Genomic DNA, 19,562 nt, shown 5'->3' with positions numbered 1-19,562 from the left:
AAGCCGCCTATATGAGCCTGCTCAGATGTAGACCAGCCAGATGTAGTCGGCGCCGCCGACCCAGTAGGCCTCTCCGGGTGCAAGGACGTACACGTCCGCAAGCTCCTGCAGGTGGTAGGGCGCTGCCGCCGAGTATCCCTCGACCTTCGTCGCCCCGGTCGTCGCCTTCAGGTCACCGACCGTCATCGAGCCCGTGAGCGATGGGTATCCGACAAGCGTCCAGGGCGAGATCAGCTCGATCGAGACCTGGGTCTGCACGTATCCAGCGACGTGGAGATCGTCCGCTGCGGGAACGTCCAACCAGTAGCCCTTGCCAGGCATAATCGTGGACAATCCTCCGCCGTAGGGCTTGACCGAATTGAAACTGTCCCAACCGCCCGCCAGCGGGTCGTAGGTCCAGACCCTGAAGTCGGTGTCCATCATCTTGAACACCGTTGCCGGGAACGGGTCGGATGGCGTGATCGGCACCGAGATGAAGTTCACGCCCCCAATAAGAAGTATCCAGTACTTCGCCGCCTGCTGCGAGGCCATGGTGGAATCGCCGCCCGAGCTGTTGGAGTATATCGCGTAGTAGTAATTGCTGATGGCCGAACCAGCTCCTGCGTGAACGTACATTCCCGTCTGGTTCGGGACGCTGGCGAGGAACGAGTAGCTTGTAGCCGTCGGGTCATAGCTCGTTCCGTAGTAGATGGCATAGTTGGTCACGTCAAGCGGGTCGTCAGGTGACAATGTCCATGCGAGGGTCACATCCGCGTAGGCGAATCCAGTGATTCCCGCCATGAAGTTGGATGCGGCCTGCACTACCTTGCCGAGCATGGTGAAGCACCTGGACTCCCACTCGCCCCAGTTGTTCGCGGCGTCCTGCCCGTGGATGAAGATGCAGTGCACTCCGGGCGGCCAGTCCGCCGAGCCGGTCCAAGTGGCCTGCTCCAGGGCGGTGTCGAAGATGTCCACAGGGCTCATCGGCGTTCCTCCGCCGTCGGGTCCAGGAGCGTCCATGTAGAACTCCACGGCCTGTATCATCGAGTTCCCGTAGTTCGTATCGTCGACGGTCGCCGTGAATGCGATGCTCGTGTACCTCTCGCCCGGGTTCGGGACTGCGTTTATGCTTCCCGGGACGGTTATGGGGCCAACATTGTCTCCCCCGGGCTTCAGGATCGTGAACGTGTCGTCCGATATGTCCGTGCCGTTGAGCATCGGGTAGGGGACGCCGTCGTCCTCGACAACGACCTTCACGCGGTAGTGTATCCCGTTCTGCAGGCCGATCACGTTCCAGTTGTAGGTCGTGTCTCCCGGCAGCGGGTCGGGCGTTATCCTCACCCATGACTGACCGTCGTCCGGGCTGTAGAAGAGCGCCTGGCTGTTTACGCCTGACGAGTACACCTGGCGGCTCCAGTCGATCTGTACGGTGTTCCCGACGAAGACCTCTCCGCCGTTGGGAGAGATCACCTGGACATCTGGATGGTCGTGGCCAATCAGCCACACGACCGTCTTGTTGATTATCGAGCCTCTGTCCAGGTCGTTCACGTCCGCGAAGTTGATTCGGGAGACCTCGAAGAAGTACAAGGCCAGCTTAGATGGTTGACCTCCCCAGACCTTCCCAGGCCCCGCGGTCCCGTTCGCAGCCGAGGAGACCCACTTGAGCCCGATATCCCCCGGGGAAGCATCGATCCCGTAGTTCATCCAGACGGTCGAGGCGGATCCACCGTAGCTCTGAGCCTTAACCTCATCCCCAGAACCACCTGACCTGTGGGGCTCGTAATTTACCCGGTTGAATCCAACGTACTCATTGCTGATCGGGTCTCCGATGGACCCCTCGTTGGCCGTCCAGAGGCTGGGGTCTATGTCCCAGTCCGCCTTCAGTGTGGAATTGACCCACTGTCCGGACTCTACTGACGCGTATTCGGAACCGGAGTCCTTGGCAAGCGCCCATGCGACGTCGTGCGAGGAGACGAAGAACCGTCCTCCCTCGTCTATGTAGTTCGTTATCAGGACCCTTTCCTCAGGCTCGAACGGTGGATACTCCTCCAGGCCGGTCTGCCAGAGCACGACCTTGTATCCCTGGAGCAGCATTAGCGTCGGAACGCCGCTTCTGTCCACATACCACTCGTTGTAGGACCACCCGAAGCTCTCGAACGCGTTCTTGTACCTATCGACACTCTCCGGCGGGAACGTGTCGTCGCCGATGACGAGGAGAAGCTCCGCCTTCTCGGTCGTAACGAAGCTGTAGTGCTGTCCCTGGTTATCATCCAGAGTCGTGTGTCCGAATCTGTCCGTCGACTCGACGTCGAAGTAGTACCTCAAGCCTGTCTGCAGGCCGATAACATCAATGGAATGGGAGACGAAGAGACCAGCAGGCGTCTTGACCGCAGTATTAGTCAGAGACACAGGGCTGGTGTCGTAGAAGACCGTCGAGGTCGCCGACTCGTCCGTGTTCCACACTATCGTGGCGGCCGCGTTGGTTATCCTCGTCGCCTTCACGCCCGTTATCATCGGAGGTGCGCCGTCTATGAGCGCCGTCTGCTGGAGGGTCCTAATTGGGACCGTCGTGTCCGCGTACTCGACCGTGACCGTGTCGTCCTCGCTCACCTGGAGGGCTCCGTCGGCGGTTGGTGTGCCGAAGGCGGTATTGATCGCCCCCTCGAACACACCTGCTCCGATCTCGAGGAGTGTGACATTCTCACCGCCGGTCTCCGTGTCGCTGTACACCGGAACGATCAGAGGGCCGACCGCATCCGCGTCTTCCACCGTTATGGTGATAGTGTCCGAGTCTCCGTACAGAGTCCTGTCGAGGAACAGCTGTCCGTAGCCCGGGTCCGTCGCACCGATTATCGACAGCGCGAAGGGCTGAGGCCCGGAGGGAACGTTCGTCCCCGTCACCCTCACCTTCCAGAAGCCGATGCTCGGGGACAGGTCGAGAACAGTCTCCAGCGGGTTGTCGATGTCGTAGGACCCGAAGTCGGGCCTGGACTCCATGTAATCGACGTAGACGTTTCCCGAGGTGAACACGTTCCCCTTGAAGGTCTCCCCCGTAGGGGATGTGACAAGAAGATCCAGATTGTTCACGAGCGCCTTGGTCGTCGGCGTCGCTCCGGGATAGTCGCTGTACGCCATCGCGACCTTGAACGGGATTGCGCCGCTCGAGGCGTAGTAGGTGTACTCCACGCTCTCTCCTGTCGCGAGGCCCTCAGTGTGGTCGACGATGTGAAGTCTGCTGGCATCACCCGGGAAGTAGAGTGCGTTGTCCAGGACCACTCTTCCCCAGCCCTGTGCCCTGTTGGGCCATGTCCCCTCGAACATCCTGTCCGCCCTTGCCCCCTGCATCTGCTGTCCGGCGACGGCTATCGTGGACTTCAGAAGGGCCCCGCTGGGTGTGAACCCGTTCGCGGGGACCGCGTTGCCCGTCGGGTACCAGCCTTCCGTGTAGTACTGGCGGGTGATCGCGGCGAGACCTGAGACGACGGGACCGGAATAGCTCGTTCCCTGCCAACCGAGCTCGTTCCCGATGTTCGAGTTGTCCCAGTTGTTTCCGCTTGACCGCGAGGAGACGCCTTGCCCCACAGCCATGACCGTGGGCGTGCGCCTACCATCGTCTGTTGGACCGACCGAACTTGAGGAGTCCACCTTGTCCTGGTTCGGGAAATTGCCATGCCACCCCACCGCAATGGTGTTCTTCGCTGTCGCGGGGCTGCCCGGACCGTTGAGCCCATCGTTACCTGTGGAGAAGACGACAAGCATCTCCGGGTATTCCCACATGAACTTGTCAACCATCATGGCTTCGAGGTCGTAGTCGGAGTTCTTCGCGCCCCAGCTGTTGCTGTGGATCCTCGCAGTGTCATTGTACGGGTCCCAGAACAGGTCGTGATAATCATCGGGAATGAACCGCAGCGAGTCGTCCCACCAGTCGCTCCATTCCGGGTTCTTGTAGAGCGTCCCGATGTCCTGGAAGTATATCTTGGCGCCCTTGGCGATGCCGTCATTCAGGCTTGCCCCAAGCGGGTCATCGTTCCCCGTTAGTGTCCCCGAGACCATGGTCCCGTGGCCCGACGTGATGTTCCCGGCTACCCACATGTACGCGCTGTCCTTCCAGGCCCACGGGTCGGTCATCCTGTCGATGCCGATCCAGTGACTCATGGTCTGGTATCTCACGACCTTCCTCCTGTTGAGGTCCGTGACGTTGTAGATGTCACCTGTCTGGACCGTGCCACCGTCCTCGCGGAAGAACCTGTGGTCGAAGTCGAGCCCGGTGTCCGCGACCGCTATGATCTGCCCCTCACCGTGGAGGCCCATGTCCCACAGCCTTCTGTTGTCTGGTATGTCGGTCTGCATGATCCACTGCATGTTGGCGTTCGTCGGCTCCATCTCATAGATGGGCTCGATGTATTGCACCGAGTTGAGCTTGGCGAAGCTCGGGATGTCGGTCACGTCGACCTCGGCCTTGACCACGCCGAAGTCATCGGTCTCGAAGTACGAGTTGATCTGGTCCCTGTGCAGCGAGCTTACCACCTGGCCAAGACCCTCGTCTGCGAACGTGATTATCTTCACGGAGACCCTCCCGCTCATCTCGAACAGGGCGGGTCTGACTTTGTACGCCGGCTGGAACACGCCCAGCCACTGGACCTCCGTCAAGGACCGCACGTCGTCGAGGAGCTCCGCATCGAGCTGGACGATGAAGGCGTCATTCGGGATGTAGTTGAGTACCCTGCCTCCCAGTCTCTCGATGTCCTGCTTCCACTCTTCCTTCACAGGTCCATGGAACTGCACGAGGTAGTGGCCGTCCACGTCGCTCCTGTACGCCTCCAACCTGAGGTTGGCGGGTATCTCCGACTCCCCCACGCGCGTGTCGATGATCATGCCGTTCACGTGGATGGCGTGCAGGTCGTACGGCATGTCCACTATCATCCCTTGGGACTGGAACATGTCGTTCTGCGCGGTCGTCGTCCTCACGAGTGCAAACGAGTCGTAGATCTCCAGTATCTCAACGCCCGACTCCATCAGAGCGTCGCGGTCGTTCTCGCTGCCGAAATACACAAATGTGGTCTCCGCGGTAACCATCTCCAGAGGCGTGCTAAATCCGGCGATGTATGTCGCCGGCACAACCATCAGAAGTCCTACCGCGATTGCCAAAACCCTGGCGAAGGATTCCCCTTCCGTTAACTTCATTTCGAAGCCTCCTCTCATTTATCAGCCTAGGCATTCATTATGGTGCTGCCCACACCACCGTGGCTAGTTGAACCTATTACGCAAAGGTTATAAAAAGGTTCCGAAGCTGGCTGGCCACCAAGAAAATGGACCGCCTATTCGCTGATGACCCTCGTCGCCTGGAACACGCCATCTTCGAAAAGGAGCGTGTAGTAGTTCGGGCTGTGACTCGTGCCCCTCATCTTCACGCATCTTATGCGCCTCTGGACGTTGACCTCGTCCACGTTCTCCATCTTCACGTGGATGATGCCGTCTGCCACGAAGTCCTCCCCGTACCTGCCGAACGGCTTCTCACCGATGTTCATCTCGCTGATGATCAGGCACGTCGTACCAAGGTCCTTGAGCCACTCGAAGAGCTGAAAGAGCTCCTCCCTGGGATACTCGAAACGGGCGAGCGTCTCCAGGATCGAGAGCGAGTCGAGGCAGAAGAGGTCGAAATCCGTGTTCTTCTTCAGATTGGAGGCGTACATCTTGAAGATTTCCACCCAACTCTGGTCCTTGAGCGTTTCCAGGTTCCGCCTGATCAGGCTCAGGTCGACTATGCTGAGCTTGTCCTCGACGTTCTGCGGGTCCATCCCCATCCCCTTCATCTGCTTGAGCAGGCTGTCCCTCCCCTGCTCGAGCGAGAGATAGGCCGCGACCCTGTCCTCCTTCAGCGCGTTGTTGTACAGCATGCTGAAGGCCAAGCTGGACTTCATCGTGCCCGGTTCTCCACAAACGAGAACGATGTGGCCTTCCGGGATTCCGCCGTCCAGCTTGTCATCAAAGCCAAGGACATAGCTCTTGAACCTTCCATTCTCCTGCATCAGCGATTGTTGAGAGCCATTTGAATCGGTATATAGGTTCTCTTCTGAATATCAATAAGCGTAATATCAACTCAACCAGTCAAAAAATAAAAGGGGGAGTTATCGTAATGTGTGAAACGAACAAGTAGACGCCGGCCCGTCGGGTAGAGAGCGAACGGGATTTATAGAGGTTTTTGAACTGGCTTTGTGACCAGGTCTGAGGGCATTGTGGGGATGAAAAGACTTATTTGTTACCAAGTATGTTACCCGGTCGGTGAGCAGTTGTTTGTCCCCGAGAGAACTTTGAAGAATCTGATCATCTCGTATGTCAAGGAGGAGGAGAGATCGATAAGCGGTCTGGCGAGGCGGCTCAACAAGGACGGGCATGCGATTCATCGTCTCTTTCTTACAGGCTATCTGCGGGCGATGGCGGACATGGGCGTCGTCAGGGAGAAGCAGATACCGCCTTCGAAGGTCTACGCGACGTCCGCGAACCGAGAGAGGAACATCTATGAGACGGTTGGGGATAAGTGCAAGTTGGCAGAGATCTCCGACAAGGAGAAGCCAGCTCTGGCAGTGTCTGTGTTGGAGGAGCTCTTCCGGAGACCGGTCTTCCTCCAGGAGCTGAGGGAGTGCGGCTTTGACGAGGTCACCGCGATGAGCGTCAAGGGGGAGGAGAGGTCCGAGGCCAGGAAGCTCCTTCTGAGGAGCGGGATAGAGATACCTGGAAACGACCCCGCGTACACATCCAGCGGGGCCTTCGAGGAGCCCGCCATACTTGTCCTCAGAGACCTTGTTCTAGAGAAGTTCGATATAAACCATCTCAGGGTGGATACAAGACAGATGAAGCTGCCGGATCTGAGCTAGGCCGCCGAGGTGGACGCTCAGACTCGATGCCGGTTGTCCTCAGGCCGCCTCGGTCCCGCGACCCCGCGAGCGCCGGTAGTTCGTGGTAAGGCTGCTCACTTCCGTGCCTGACCCGATATCCACGATCAGGGTGATAGTTTCGATCCTCCGATCGACTTCTCACCGCCTCCTGCCCCACAGGACAGGACCTCATAGTTGGCCAGAGGGTCAACATCAAGCTGGTGACGCCGCCCTCGACTGTCACCCCCGCTAACGACGGTTTCGGTGTACAAGAGGACGCCGAGCCCTCCGGTCAAGCCTAGCAAGCGTTCAAAGTTCTCGTAGGTATATATACTTTGACAGCGGAGCGCAGGAACGGTCAAGCGAGCGGTTCCGTCATGACCTCTCGATGAGCTCTATGAGGACCTCGTTTGGATCCTCGAAGAAGGCGATCCTCGGCCCGCCAGGATTGAGATGAAAGGGCTCGTCCGTCACGTTCCCGCCGGATTCCTTGACCTTCTGAAGGACGCCGTCCATATCGTCAGTCTCCAGGGCGATGTGGTCGAAGACCCTGTCCTCGTACTCCGCCTGAGAGTAGCTCTCCTGCCCGTTGTAGTGCGTGAGCTCCAGCTTCGCCCCGCCGCCCGGCGCCTCCAAGAATGCTATCTCCGCCTCGTTCTGCGGGATCTCCCTCCGGCTCACCAACTTCAGCCCGATGCCCTCGTAGAACGCAATGGCCTCGTTCATGTTCTTCGCGCGGATGGATGTATGAGCAATCTTCATAGGACTCCTCCCCGGAGCTATCCCTCGCCCATCAGCTTCACGATGGCCTCCGCGAGCTCGCCGTCGCAGTCAATCAGGGCCTGGCGGGCCCTCTCTTCACTGACGTTCGCCTTCTCTGCAACGAGTCTGACATCCTCCTCAGGGACCCGCGGGCCCTCTTCTGACTTGGCGAACTCCTCCGCTTCCCCCACTATCTGATATGTGGTCTGGCCCTGGACCTCCATCTTCGTGACGGCGGCCCTCGGGATGATGTATTCCTTGTCCGCTGTCCTGATGACGACCTCCTCCACGTTCTCCAGCTCTTCCGTCTTGATTCCCAACCGCTTCATGGCTGCCTGCATCTGCTTGGGACTCATCCTTCCTCCAGGTATCATCATGAACCGCAAGGTGGTCGAACATTAAAACCTGTTGCATCGCTCCTACATCGCTCTTAAATATCGGCCGAACCTTCCAATCAGAGGATGCGAATCGCGGTCCTTCTTCGCGACAGGTGCCAGCCCAGGCGGTGCAACGTGGAGTGCATGAGCTACTGTCCTCCCGTGAGAACGGGCACCGAGACGATAGTGATGGGCGAGGAGGGCAGGCCGGTCATATCGGAGGAGCTCTGCGTCGGCTGCGGCATTTGCATTCACAAATGCCCGTTCGACGCGATCCGCATCGTCGGTCTTCCGAAGGAGCTCTCGAAGGAGATCGTCCACCAGTATGGCGTCAACGGGTTCAGGCTCTACAGGCTCCCCACGCCGCATCAGGGGGAGGTGATGGGAATGCTCGGGCCCAACGGGATTGGAAAGACCACAGTCATTAGCATCCTCTCCGGCGAGACCGTCCCGAACATGGGCAATCTGCGCCGTAAGCCCTCGTGGGAACTGGCTCTGGAGACGTACGCGGGAACGGAGATGCACAACTACCTGAGCAGGATCGCCGGGGAGGACCTCCGCACATCCTTCAAGCCGCAGTACGTGGACAAGCTTACTGGCGTTCACAAGGGAAAGGCAGGGGAGCTTCTCGAGAGGGTGGACGAGTCGGGAAACCTCGAGGACGTCTCGAGCGAGTTCGGCATCAGCCACACCATCGACCGCGATCTGTCCAAACTCTCCGGCGGGGAGCTTCAGCGCGTGGCCATAGCGGCAACCTTCCTCAAGGACGCCGACATCTACTTCTTCGACGAGCCGTCCTCCTACTTGGACATACATCAGAGACTTAAGGTCGCGGAGTCCATTCAGGCCCTGTCGCAGACGAAGCAGGTCGTCGTCATAGAGCACGACCTCGCCGTACTGGACTTCCTTGCCGACAGTGTCCACCTGATGTTCGGCGAGAAGGGGGCATTCGGCGTCGTCGCGCAGCCGCGGGGCGTTCGCGCCGCCATCAACACCTATCTCCAAGGCTTCCTGAAGGAGGAGAACATAAGGTTCCGGGAGAGGGAGATCAGGTTCGAGGCCCACGCACCCAGGAAGGAGTGGGGCGGGCAGCCGCTGGTTCAGTTCGAGCCGCTCTACAAGAGGTTCAAGGGGTTCACGCTCAAGACGAGCGAGGGCGTCATCCGACAGGGAGAGGTTGTCGGGGTCGTCGGACCAAACGCCACGGGCAAGACCACGTTCGTGAAGATGCTGGCGGGAGTTCTGAACCCCACGAAGGGCAACGTCGAGGCAGACCTCAAGGTGAGTTATAAGCCCCAGTACATCGAGCCGAAGTTCAAGGGCACCGTCCGCGAGGCCTTCCTCAATGAGGCGGGAGAGGAGTTCGAGACGAGCCACTTCACGACCGAAATCGCAGGGCCGCTGAATCTGGAATCGCTCATGGAACGGTCTATCCCGACGCTCTCTGGAGGGGAACTCCAGGGCGTCGCTATCGGCCTGTGCCTCGCAAGGGAAGCGGACATCTACCTCATCGACGAGCCATCTGCATACCTCGACTCGAACCAGAGGATGGAGGCCGCCAGGGCCATAAGGAGGGCGATGGAGAGCAAGGGAATGAGCGGGATGATCGTGGACCACGACATCTACTTCATCGACCTCGTCTCCGACGCGCTCATGGTCTTCCACGGCGAACCCTCCAAGAAGGGGATCGGCGAGGGGCCGTTCGGGATGCGCGAGGGCATGAACAAGTTCCTCAAGGAGGTCTCGATCACGTTCAGGCGGGACAACGAGACGAACAGACCCCGGATCAATAACCCCGACTCCCGCCTGGACCGCGAGCAGAAGGCGGCGGGCGAGTACTACTACACCTGAGCGGGGCGCTTCCTTGTCCAGATGAAGTAGACGATTATGACCGACAGAACTGCAATCAGCGCGATGATGTCCAGATACTCGAAGAACCCTTCCAGGGTGTCCAGCTGGCTGCTGAGGAAGTAGCCCGTGAGCGTCAGCACGGTGTTCCATACAAGGGCTCCAAAGAACGTCGAGATCACGAAGTTGCGCAGGTCCATCTTCGCGATTCCGGCGGGGAAGGAGATGAACGACCTCGTCCCCGGTAGGCAGTGCCCGATGAAGATGGAGGCCCTGCCGTACTTCTCGAACCACCGCTCGGTCCGCTCGAGGTGCTCTTCGGTCAGCCTGAAGTACTTCCCGAACCTGTGCACGAAGCCCCGGCCGAAGTAGTCTCCGATGAAGTACGCGACCGTGGAGCCCAACGTTGCACCGACAGTCGCAACGACTATGACCGCCCAGACCTCGAACCTGCCCTCATAGGCCAAGGAGCCTGCCAATGGAAGGATCGCCTCGCTGGGAATGGGCGTGATTATCCCCTCCACGAACATCGCCAAGAAGATTCCCGGGTAACCCAGAACAAGAACGAGGTCCCTCACGAAACCCACAATCTCTGCTACGAACGAGGACATATGGCTGTCACTATGAATCGTAATCCGTAGTTAATGCTTTGCTCCCACGTATCTTCCGGACGGCTTGCCTATCACAGCCCCGTCTCGCACGATCTGCTCGCCCCGGAAGATGGTCGCCTGCGGGAAGACGCCGCTCATGCCCTCGAAGGGCGTCCAGCCACACTTGGAGTGCAGGTCGTCCGCCCTGATCCTTCGCGGGCGCTTGAGGTCGACGGCTATCATGTCGGCATCGTATCCCACCTCGATCCTCCCCTTCTTCAGGGAGAGCATCTCGGCGGGCCTCTCGCATACGACGTTGACGAACCTCTCAAGAGGCAGGCTCCCCAGCCTGACCCTCTCCAACAGAAGAGGGATCGTGGTCTCCACCCCTGGCATTCCGGCGGGCGCGGAATCGAAGCCCGCCTCCTTCTCATCCACGGTGTGGGGCGCGTGGTCGGATGACACGACGTCTATCCCTCCATCGGTGAAGGCCTGCCACAGCGCGTTCTGGTCATGCTTGTGCCTGAGCGGGGGATTCACCTTCGCAAAGGCGCCCAGGTCGCAGTTCACATTGAGGAACAGGTGATGGGGTGTGACTTCGCTCGTGAAGCCCGTGCCAGCAAGGGACGTCAATCCCCTCTCGGATGAGAGGTGGGCCACGTGGACTCTCAATCCCTTGAGCCGCTCCGCCATCTCTATCCCGCCGACCTCAGCGCTGTCTGGTCTCGATGCCAGGTGGTCCTCGAGCCTCTTGGCCTCTCCGTCCCTGATGTGTCCCGGGTCCTCGCAATGGACCGAGATGAACTTCCCCGCCGCGGAAAGCTCCTCCTTCAGCCCGAGCAGTTTGCTGAAATCGCCAACCGCCAAATCGCCTTCCGATACGGTCAGGTATATCTTGAACGCCGTTGCGGTCTCGGCGAGGCCATCGATGTCGCTCTCCTCCGTCAGTCCCGCGTACAGCCCGAAGTCCACGAACGCCCTCCTTTCGACCGCCGCGACCTTTTCCTCCATCCTCTCGGGAGTGGTCGCTGGAGGGAGCGTGTTGGGCATGTCGAACGCACAAGTTATCCCGCCGCAGGCGGCGGCCGTGGTCCCCGACAGGAAATCCTCCTTGCGTGTTAGTCCAGGTTCCCGGAAGTGCACGTGGAGATCGATGCCGGCCGGAAGAATGATGCCGCCGAAGCGCAGCTTCTCGTCGCCCTTCAGGGTCCGCTTGATCTCCGCTATTCTCCCATTCTCCACGCCGATGCAGCAGTCCTGCAGGCTTCCGCGGACATATGCGCGCCCCTCAATGATCATCCTTTCCACCCAGGACGCGTTTCTCTATCTCCCCTCTGGGCGTCTTCTCGCCGAATATCTCCGCGGAGAACCTGTATATCCGCGCGTCGCCTTTCAGCCATTCGTCCGACCTCAGCCCTGCCTTCATGCACGTTTGCGATATGAACTCCTCGGAACTCCATTCCCAGTCGATGGCGACCTGTGGCAGGAGAAGACCTCTGAAGACGCCCTTCCTGGCGATAAGTCCATCCCTGCCCACCTCGATGCTCTTCAAGTACTCCCTGGGCTTCCTTACGAGGATCTCTTCGGGTGGCGTGAGCAGGCTGACCTCGATGACGATATCGTCCAGCTCGGCCTCCCTCAAAGGCGGAAACCTCGGGTCCCTAGTTGCCTCCTGCGACGCCTTGACGAGCGCCTCCCCCAACGGGAAGAAGGGCTCCGGATAGCCGATGCACCCCCGGAGGTCCCTCGCGGGGAATGTGTCGATGGTGACGAAGACGCCCGACTTCTCCTCGAAACCATCGGGGAGATCGAGGTCGTACTGCACCTCTCCACGAACGTAGCTCTCAACAACCTTCCGCGCCGCCAGAACAGCGCGTTCCCCCTCCTCCACCGAATACATCAGAGCACAATATCGAGATGCACGACTTAAACTCTTGGATATTCACAATCCTTAAATGGAAACATCACGTTAGGGAGAATTGGTGCTAGACAAGGCAGATCTCCAGGTTCCAGTCATGGAAGTGATGTCGCGTAATCTAGTCACAGTGCAGCCGAAGGAGACGGTCGATATGGCCTCCAAACTCATGAAGGACAGGGAGATCGGGAGCCTAATCGTCGTGAAGGGTGGGAAGCCCGTGGGCATTGTCACCGAGAAGGATATCGTGGCGAAGGTCGTGGCCGAGGATGCCAAGCCGTCCGCCGTCACGGTGAAGCAGATAATGAGCAGCCCCGTGAAGACGATCCACCCGCACGAGTCAATCGAGGACGCCGCCAGGCTCATGGCCAAGAACAGGATAAGGAGGCTCGTTGTGCTGGAGAAGGAAGGTCTGCTCGGGATAGTCACGGAGAACGACATCATCAAGATATGGCCGAACCTGATCGAGCTGACCAGGGAGATCTCCATGATATCCTCCGAGAGACCTGATGCCTCAGGGGTGCGGGGCTACTGCGAGCTGTGCAGGGCCTTCGCATATAACCTCCAGGAAATCCAGGGCCAGCTTGTCTGCAGGGATTGTCGCGAAAGATAACCACAACAAAACCTTTATTATTGTCCTCAGTAGGTTCACGCTACTAAGGATGAAGTTCGTTAAGATTTCTCAGGATGAACTGGCCAAAGTAAGACAGCTCTATGAGAGCATCATGTCCTATGCCTGCCATGGACTCTTCTTCCGCGAGGGAATCCTCTATGGGGCGGAGATTGTCAGAATTGCGAAGAACAACTCGGACGGCTACTTCGATGTCGCGGCCAACATAATGGAAGCCAGAGGTTGGGCCGACTCGATAGACTTCAGGGAGAACGAAGTGATCGTGAAGGGGTCCGTCGAGATGAAGCCGAACGGCGACACGGAGACCTGCCATAGGATACGGGGAATCATAACCACGATCTACGAAGAGCATCTCGGCAGGAATGTGCGGTGCATGGAGACAAGTTGCGAGAGCACTGGGAAGAGCAGTTGCGTGTTCATAATAGAGCCCGAAACGATGGAGTGACGGATATGGACGAGAATCTCAAGAAGTTGAGAGAGACGTGCGGGGCGGTTGCATCTGCAGTCGTTGGAAAGGACGGACTGATGATGCATCACGATGTTCCTGACGAGGTGGCGCTGGACACCTTCGGAATCATGAGCGCCACGATCGTTGGAGCCAGCATTACGGCAGCGACGGAACTCGGAAAGGACGAACCCTCAAGAATCGTGGTGGAGGCCGGGGACCTGAACATGATAATCTACAATGCCGGAAAGCGGGCCCTGCTCGTAGTCGCCGTGCCCCGGGACAGGACCATGGAAGATATCGACAAGGCCGTCCAGGACATCTTGGCCAAAGCAAAGGAGATCTAGACCAGATCCAGACCACTGATTTTCTCTTCCGTGGGAAGTCCTTCCTTGCTCCACCCTCTCGCCTCGAAATAGTCGTCCAGCATCTTGTTCATCTCTTCTTCCGTGACGACGTGACCTTTGGACACCCCTTCGGGTATGGGAAGCGTCAGGAGCCTTTTCGGCAAACGGAAATCGTCCCTCGTCAACCCCTCTCTCAGGTTGAACATGTGCTTCAGGTTGTTAATCCTCTCGCCCAGTCCCAGTATCTCCGATTCCGAGAATTCCAGCCCGGTCACGGTTCGCAGTATGTCGACGAACCCCTCGGCCAGGAAGAATCCCCGCGAGAACTTGCAGACGCCCAGGACATCGTATACAGTCATCATGTCCTCGAGCTCCTTGATCTCCACGCCCTTCCCTTTCGTTGAGAACCTGTCCACCCCCTCGAACTTCCAGAACTTACCAGTCAGCTCCAGTGCGTAGGCGCAGCTCCGAAGATGGCAGGCCCCGCGCGAGGACGTCATGAAGGCCAGGGCCATGCCCTTTATCCCCCTGACGTCGTAGGCGGGCGGCTCCATGCCCTTCACATGAACGGCATAATCCTCGGAACCCTTCCCTATCCTCTCGCTCGCTCTTTTCACGCCCTCCGCGAGAACATCACCGAGGCCTTCCCTTCTTGCGATCATCTCGATGAGCTTCAGTTCGGCCTCGGGGTCCCCGAACTCGAGATCCAGCCCGCCAGTGTCCTCCCTCGTGAGAATCCCATCCTGGAACAGGTCCATGGCGAAGGCCACTGCGGCGCCCGCCGAAATGCCGTCGAGCCCATGGAGATCGCACAGCTCGTTCGCCCTCGCCAGCTCCTCGATGTCCCCCATCCCGCACAGGCCGCCGAGCGAGTAGAGCAGTTCGTACTCAATGCCATCTATCCTGAGTCCTGCGTATTTGCCTTCGTCGATGCCAAATATCCTCCCGCAGGGTTTCGGGCACGCCAAGCACGCGTTGTTCCTTTTCGTGTACAGCGGAGCCCAGTGGTACGGGTCTATCTTCTCCCTATCGTCAAAGACACCCTCTCGCCAGTTCCTCGTGGGGAATGTCCCCTTCTCGGAGTTCATCCATTCAAGGAACTCGCCAGTCCCGTACTTGGTGTCATCGTTGAAGGCCGTGCTCTCGATCATCCTCTCGGTGTATCGGAGACAGAGGTCCATGAGCTTGTCCGCGTCATGTGGTCTGAGATTCCCCGTTCCCTTCACCGCGATGGCCTTGAGCCGCTTTGAGCCCATGACCGCTCCGAGCCCACCCCTCCCTGACTGCCTGTCCTCACAGTCGATGTTCGCGTATCTGACGAGGTTCTCCCCGGCGATCCCGATGCAGGCAACGACAGCATCGCCTTCGGTCCTCCTGATATCCTCTGCGGTGGCTCGGGTGTCCTTCCCCCAGAGGCCCCCCGCATCTTTAATCTCGACATCCTCGTCGTCTATGTAGATGTAGCAGGGAGAGCCCGACACCCCGGAGACGAGCAGAAGATCGTATCCCGCCCGCTTGAGCTCGCTTCCCAACCTCGCCCCCATGACGCTCTCTGCGATCGTTCCGGTCAGCGGGGACTTGGCGCAGAAGAGCACCTTGCCTCCTGTGGGTACCGGAAAGCCGTTGAGGAGCCCGGGAGCCAGGATCAGGACGTTGGAGGGGCCCAGCGCGTCCGCGTTCGGGGGCACGTTGTCGTACAGAAACCTCGCGGCGAAGCCGGTCCCGCCCAGGTACGTCCTGATGAAGGCCTCGGGCAGCGGCGATTTCTCAACTGCCCCCGTTGTCAGGTCGATCTTCAGGATCCTTCCCGCGAAGCCATTCATCTCATCGCCTCCGCGGCGTCCTTGGCCCTGTCGAACTCCTCTGGAACCCCTTCCTCGAACGTTATCGCCTTCAGCGAGCAGAACTTGACGCACGTCGGGTCGCCGTCGCAGAGATTGCATTTGAACGCGACATCGCCCCTCATGTGAATTGCGTTGTACGGACACGCCTCCACGCACTCCCCGCAGCCTATGCACTCCTCCCTGACGACCTCGATCGCGTGCCCGTTCACGTCCCTAATGCAGTCGACCGGGCACACCTTCACGCACTCCTTGTCGCAGGACGCTCCCTGGTTGCAGGCAACCGGGACGTAGTGCTCGATGCCCTTCCTGTGGATCCTGATCCTGCCCCATTCCCTGTTCACGAGTCCCTCGTGGTGGAGCGAACACGCCATCTCACACATCCTGCAGCCAGTGCAGAGCTCCAAATGCGGCACAATCGCCCTCATCCTATCCCTCTCTGGAATCCGCGGAGGGAATAAAAAGACTGTTGTGCTGGGATGGACATATCGACCTAGCGGTCACGCAAGGGCGCAACGCGCAAGGGCGCAGCGATTACCCGAGATCGATCTCAGAAAGCCTCGGGGCAGGGACGGCCTCCTCGGCCATTATCCTCGACTTTATCGCGAGTCTGACGGCGCCGCGGATATTGCCGGTCCGCTTCACCTTCACAGCCCTCCTGAGCAGATCGATGGCGTCGGAAGCGTCTCCGCCCTTCTCCTCGAGGTGGATGATCCTGGACTGAGCCCTGCGGACGGCCTCCTGGAAGATCTTCGTCTGGAGGACTGTCGTCTTCGCGATCTCGGCGCTCAGGTTCGCCGCCCGGTTCGCGGCCAGGTAATCGCCGCTGTCGAACGCCTCCTTTGCGCTGACGAGGACGATCTCAGCTCGGGCGAGGTTCGATGGCACATTCGACCTCTCCTCCGCAATGCTCGTCGACGCACTGTCAATCGCCGCCGCGGCGGACTCCTTCACGCCCTCCTCACCGGCCCATATTCCAGCTCCACACTTGGGGCAGGCCTCAGAGTCGGGACCGACCTCCTCACCGCACATAGGGCAAAGAAACCGCGTGATGGACCCCCTCTCGGACTCGAAGTCCAGCCAGATCCCGGTCCCGCAGCTGGAGCACTTGTCCTCCAGCAGGCTGGCGGCCTCTCCGCACACCGGACATCTGTAGTTGATGTCCTTCTCCTTCTCTCTGCTCACGTAGTCGATTCCGCAGTGCGGGCAGCGCGTTGCGTTGGGGTCCACAGACTTCTCGCAGAAGGGGCATCTGAACTCCAGCTCCCTCTCCTTGACGCCTATCTTAGGCGAGCCGCACATCTCGCAGATATCCCCCACTAGCGGGATCCCGCAGACGAGGCAGGATTCCGTTGACTCGTCAAGTTCCGGCAGTTGCTCCACCCGAGCAGCGAACGGATGGGAGCCTTTCTCGGGCTCCAGTGAAGGAGCTCCGCATATCGGGCAGAACTCCTCGTCTCCCAGCACTGCGGTGCAGATCCTGCACACCTTCATCTTGGATGACCGCACGTTTGGAAAGAGAACTCTGTGATAGAAAAGCTTTTGGTGACATTATCATGGGCGGGAAGCAATCCAAGCCCAGCCAGCGTGGTCGACCATTGGGAGGACAACGCAACGGTCTTATATGATACAAAGAATCGTACAAATGAGATTAAATAGTCGGACTAAGATAAACAGTATTGATGATGGTGAGGACCAGGCTCCTTTCATTGGTTGTTCTCTCTCTTTTCGTTGCGTTTGGCTTCATCGTGACGGGAGCATCCGCTGGGGACAGGTTCGGACAGATTCCGGACATCGCCATGATTGACCAGACCCAGCTGTTCGTGCACGCTCAGGCTGACTTCAGCATAATCGACAGCGGGAGCTCCATTCCCATCTACGTTGCTGTCGTCGATCAGCACAACATTCCGGTTCCCGCCGTGACGGTCAGAGTCACCGTCGTGGCACCCTCTGGAGAACAAGAAGAGGAGCTCTACGTTACAGACTCTGCCGGCAAGGTGACATTCCAGTTTACGGCCTCGACCGAAGGGCAGGCCGAGTACGAGATTCTGCTATCCGCGGAGAGCCTGGATTGCATACCGGACACGGACAGTCTGTCCGTGGTTGTGTTCGCACCCTCTCCTCCGCTACGCCTCGATCAAGGAACCGAGGCGGTGTCGATCGGTTTGGGGGTACTCATCGCAGCGGCCGTCTTCAGTACGGAGGCAGGCTGGTATGCGATGTTCAGAACGCTCGTGTTCCCTCTATACACGAGGCTGAAGAAAGAAGAAGTGCTCGATCACTTCGTTCGAGGTCAGATATACGGCTTCGTAATGTCTCATCCCGGTGAGCACTACAATGCCATCAGGGAGCACCTCAAGGTGACCAACGGGACGCTCTCCCATCACCTGAGGACATTGGAGATGCAGGGCTTCCTCAAGTCAAGCCGCGACGGGGTCCTCAAGAGGTTCTATCCTGTGGATATGAGGTTGCCCCGAGACAAGGGAATCAAGCTTAGCGATCTTCAGATAGGTATGGTAGAGGTGATTAGGAACTCCGAAGGAGCCACGCAGGCTGACATCTGCAAGGAACTAGGCGTGAGTCAGCAGTGCGTGAGCTACAACCTCCGAAACCTCAGCCGAGAGGGTGTCCTGAGGTTCGAGAGGAACGGGAGATTGAAGAAGTACTTCATGGTGGACAACTGATCTGATTACCCAGGTTCGTGGGGGGTCGCTGGGAGGACGCCTCGCAGTGGTGCGGGTGTACCAATAAGTTTATATATTCTACAAAACGCCGTACAAATCTGCTTTTATATTATCGTAGGAATCTGTTTTCCTGTCCCGGTGCGACTGCTATTGAAGGAGACGTGCCGGTTAGGACGAGAACCTAGATGCTTGTGAGCAATCTGCATGCAGGAGGAAAAGTGATGGACAAAAGGAAACTAGGCGGAGCATCCGTCATCCTTGCTGTCTTTGTTGTGAGTGTGTTGGTCATGGGATCGGTCCCGATCGGTGCACTCGCAGACGACGAAGGGACAAGGGCGGATGAATTCTTGAGAGTGGGAGCGCAGGACGACACGAAGATGATTAACTTTTGGGGATACGCGCATTCCCCGGACGTGTGGACGTCGAATGTCCTGGCGCCTGTGTATGAAGGTGTGGGTCAGGAAGACCCGACCACTGAAGAACCGGTTCCTTATCTCTTGAAAGGAATAGATGCAGACGAAAGTGGCACGTTTGACCTGGACGAGTATGGAGTCTACAGGAAAGAAACAGGGTCTAACCCCCTTAGTGCCACTGCATACTACGATTTCAATGGAGCAATCTTTCACGACGGAGTACAGGTGACGATGGACGACCTTCTCTTCAGCTACTCCATGAGTGCGCTGGTTCCCACAGAAATCAGCCTAGACTCCGTGAAGGACAAGAGTGGACTGCCAGGGACCAACTTCACAACCACCCATTGGCTCCACATATGGCCTGCAGTGGTTGAGAACTGGGATCCAGCGATACCAGTCGGATCCAATTCCGACTTGACCTTTGCGCTTCACTTCGCACAGCAGGGACCATATGCCAACTTCGTGAAGTACACGCTCAACGGTCAAGGCATCTATCCCAGACACATCTGGGAGGGATCTGGCAAGCGCTGTCTGGAGGCCAGCGCTGGTACCTGCACCAATTGGAAGGAGCCCCTACACGGTGACTACGGGATTGCCTACGATGAAACCACCCACAATGGCGTACCTGTCACAAATCCAAACCACTACAACATGGACGAGGCCAAGATCTGGGACCTCTCGGATAGTGAGGTCATCGGAAGCGGAGCGATGGAATTCGATAACTGGACTCCTGGTGTTTCTGCGAAACTGTCCAGATACGAGGGCTACAAAGCAGACGCGCTCGATTGCGAGAAGGTGGGAGATCCACCCGTATGTACGGGGAACTTCTTCTCGTACATGCACCAGCCGTACATC

At 58.5% G+C, this 19,562-nt stretch carries 17 protein-coding genes and 1 other RNA gene; 7 read left to right on the top strand and 11 right to left on the bottom strand.

The window, feature by feature from the left end; genetic code table 11:
- Positions 1-21 precede the first annotated feature (21 nt).
- The gene (locus LN415_01800; protein MCJ2555827.1) at positions 22-5,163 is read right to left on the bottom strand and encodes a S8 family serine peptidase; all 5,142 of its coding nucleotides are present in this window, start codon (positions 5,161-5,163) and stop codon (positions 22-24) included.
- 134 nt (positions 5,164-5,297) lie between these two features.
- Positions 5,298-6,008: a circadian clock protein KaiC gene (locus tag LN415_01795; protein ID MCJ2555826.1), complete on the bottom strand. Its 711-nt coding sequence runs from the start codon at positions 6,006-6,008 to the stop codon at positions 5,298-5,300.
- A gap of 261 nt (positions 6,009-6,269) precedes the next feature.
- Here LN415_01795 and LN415_01790 point away from each other — a divergent pair, with 261 nt between their 5' ends.
- Positions 6,270-6,854: a hypothetical protein gene (locus tag LN415_01790; protein ID MCJ2555825.1), complete on the top strand. Its 585-nt coding sequence runs from the start codon at positions 6,270-6,272 to the stop codon at positions 6,852-6,854.
- Here LN415_01790 and ffs read toward each other — a convergent pair.
- From ffs to LN415_01775, 3 genes are all read right to left on the bottom strand, one after another.
- Positions 6,849-7,158, bottom strand: an RNA gene (gene ffs / locus LN415_01785) — signal recognition particle sRNA. The two genes, LN415_01790 and ffs, sit on opposite strands and share 6 nt — an antisense overlap.
- A 71-nt stretch (positions 7,159-7,229) precedes the next feature.
- Positions 7,230-7,616 carry a VOC family protein gene (locus tag LN415_01780; GenBank protein ID MCJ2555824.1) on the bottom strand — a complete coding sequence of 129 codons (387 nt, stop codon included), beginning with the start codon at positions 7,614-7,616 and terminating at the stop codon, positions 7,230-7,232.
- Positions 7,617-7,633: 17 nt separating this feature from the next.
- Entirely contained in the window at positions 7,634-7,990 is a 357-nt protein-coding gene (locus tag LN415_01775; GenBank protein MCJ2555823.1) for a nascent polypeptide-associated complex protein, read from the bottom strand.
- An 87-nt stretch (positions 7,991-8,077) separates the two neighbouring features.
- On the opposite strand from LN415_01775, the gene LN415_01770 reads away from it, so the two are divergent.
- Complete coding sequence (locus LN415_01770) at positions 8,078-9,844, top strand: ribosome biogenesis/translation initiation ATPase RLI (protein MCJ2555822.1); 1,767 nt, start codon at positions 8,078-8,080, stop codon at positions 9,842-9,844.
- Here LN415_01770 and LN415_01765 read toward each other — a convergent pair.
- The 3 genes from LN415_01765 to LN415_01755 are packed head-to-tail and all read right to left on the bottom strand — an operon-like array spanning position 9,835 to position 12,331.
- Positions 9,835-10,452 carry a DedA family protein gene (locus tag LN415_01765; GenBank protein MCJ2555821.1) on the bottom strand — a complete coding sequence of 206 codons (618 nt, stop codon included), beginning with the start codon at positions 10,450-10,452 and terminating at the stop codon, positions 9,835-9,837. The two genes, LN415_01770 and LN415_01765, sit on opposite strands and share 10 nt — an antisense overlap.
- A gap of 30 nt (positions 10,453-10,482) precedes the next feature.
- Positions 10,483-11,730, bottom strand: coding sequence for a dihydroorotase (pyrC, locus tag LN415_01760; protein MCJ2555820.1), 1,248 nt, complete (start codon positions 11,728-11,730; stop codon positions 10,483-10,485).
- Positions 11,720-12,331, bottom strand: coding sequence for a TIGR00296 family protein (locus LN415_01755; GenBank protein ID MCJ2555819.1), 612 nt, complete (start codon positions 12,329-12,331; stop codon positions 11,720-11,722). Before LN415_01755 ends, pyrC begins: the two co-directional genes overlap by 11 nt.
- Positions 12,332-12,413: 82 nt before the next feature.
- Between LN415_01755 and LN415_01750 the strand changes: the two genes are divergently transcribed.
- From LN415_01750 to LN415_01740, 3 genes are read left to right on the top strand one after another with little or no spacing between them, the layout of a single operon-like run.
- Positions 12,414-12,959 carry a CBS domain-containing protein gene (locus tag LN415_01750; GenBank protein MCJ2555818.1) on the top strand — a complete coding sequence of 182 codons (546 nt, stop codon included), beginning with the start codon at positions 12,414-12,416 and terminating at the stop codon, positions 12,957-12,959.
- Positions 12,960-13,008: 49 nt separating this feature from the next.
- Positions 13,009-13,422 carry a hypothetical protein gene (locus tag LN415_01745; protein ID MCJ2555817.1) on the top strand — a complete coding sequence of 138 codons (414 nt, stop codon included), beginning with the start codon at positions 13,009-13,011 and terminating at the stop codon, positions 13,420-13,422.
- Positions 13,423-13,427: 5 nt separating this feature from the next.
- Entirely contained in the window at positions 13,428-13,769 is a 342-nt protein-coding gene (locus LN415_01740) for a roadblock/LC7 domain-containing protein (GenBank protein ID MCJ2555816.1), read from the top strand.
- Here the strand turns inward: LN415_01740 and LN415_01735 are convergent.
- The 3 genes from LN415_01735 to LN415_01725 all read right to left on the bottom strand — a co-directional run bounded on the left by LN415_01735 (position 13,766) and on the right by LN415_01725 (position 17,104).
- A complete protein-coding gene (locus LN415_01735) occupies positions 13,766-15,592 on the bottom strand; it encodes an aldehyde ferredoxin oxidoreductase family protein (GenBank protein MCJ2555815.1) in 1,827 nt (608 codons plus the stop codon). The genes LN415_01740 and LN415_01735 overlap by 4 nt on opposite strands.
- Positions 15,589-16,038: a 4Fe-4S dicluster domain-containing protein gene (locus LN415_01730; protein ID MCJ2555814.1), complete on the bottom strand. Its 450-nt coding sequence runs from the start codon at positions 16,036-16,038 to the stop codon at positions 15,589-15,591. Before LN415_01730 ends, LN415_01735 begins: the two co-directional genes overlap by 4 nt.
- Positions 16,039-16,144: 106 nt before the next feature.
- Positions 16,145-17,104: a hypothetical protein gene (locus LN415_01725; GenBank protein ID MCJ2555813.1), complete on the bottom strand. Its 960-nt coding sequence runs from the start codon at positions 17,102-17,104 to the stop codon at positions 16,145-16,147.
- Positions 17,105-17,292: 188 nt separating this feature from the next.
- On the opposite strand from LN415_01725, the gene LN415_01720 reads away from it, so the two are divergent.
- Both LN415_01720 and LN415_01715 read left to right on the top strand, forming a co-directional pair.
- Complete coding sequence (locus LN415_01720; protein MCJ2555812.1) at positions 17,293-18,294, top strand: MarR family transcriptional regulator; 1,002 nt, start codon at positions 17,293-17,295, stop codon at positions 18,292-18,294.
- 221 nt (positions 18,295-18,515) lie between these two features.
- Positions 18,516-19,562 (top strand): hypothetical protein (locus tag LN415_01715; GenBank protein ID MCJ2555811.1); only part of this gene is annotated, 1,047 nt, incomplete at its 3' end.

It is taken from the genome of Candidatus Thermoplasmatota archaeon (assembly GCA_022848865.1).
GTDB lineage: Archaea > Thermoplasmatota > Thermoplasmata > RBG-16-68-12 > JAGMCJ01 > JAGMCJ01.
The sequence above is the reverse complement of the archived record's forward strand: the minus strand, read 5'-3'. Positions and strand labels throughout refer to the sequence as shown.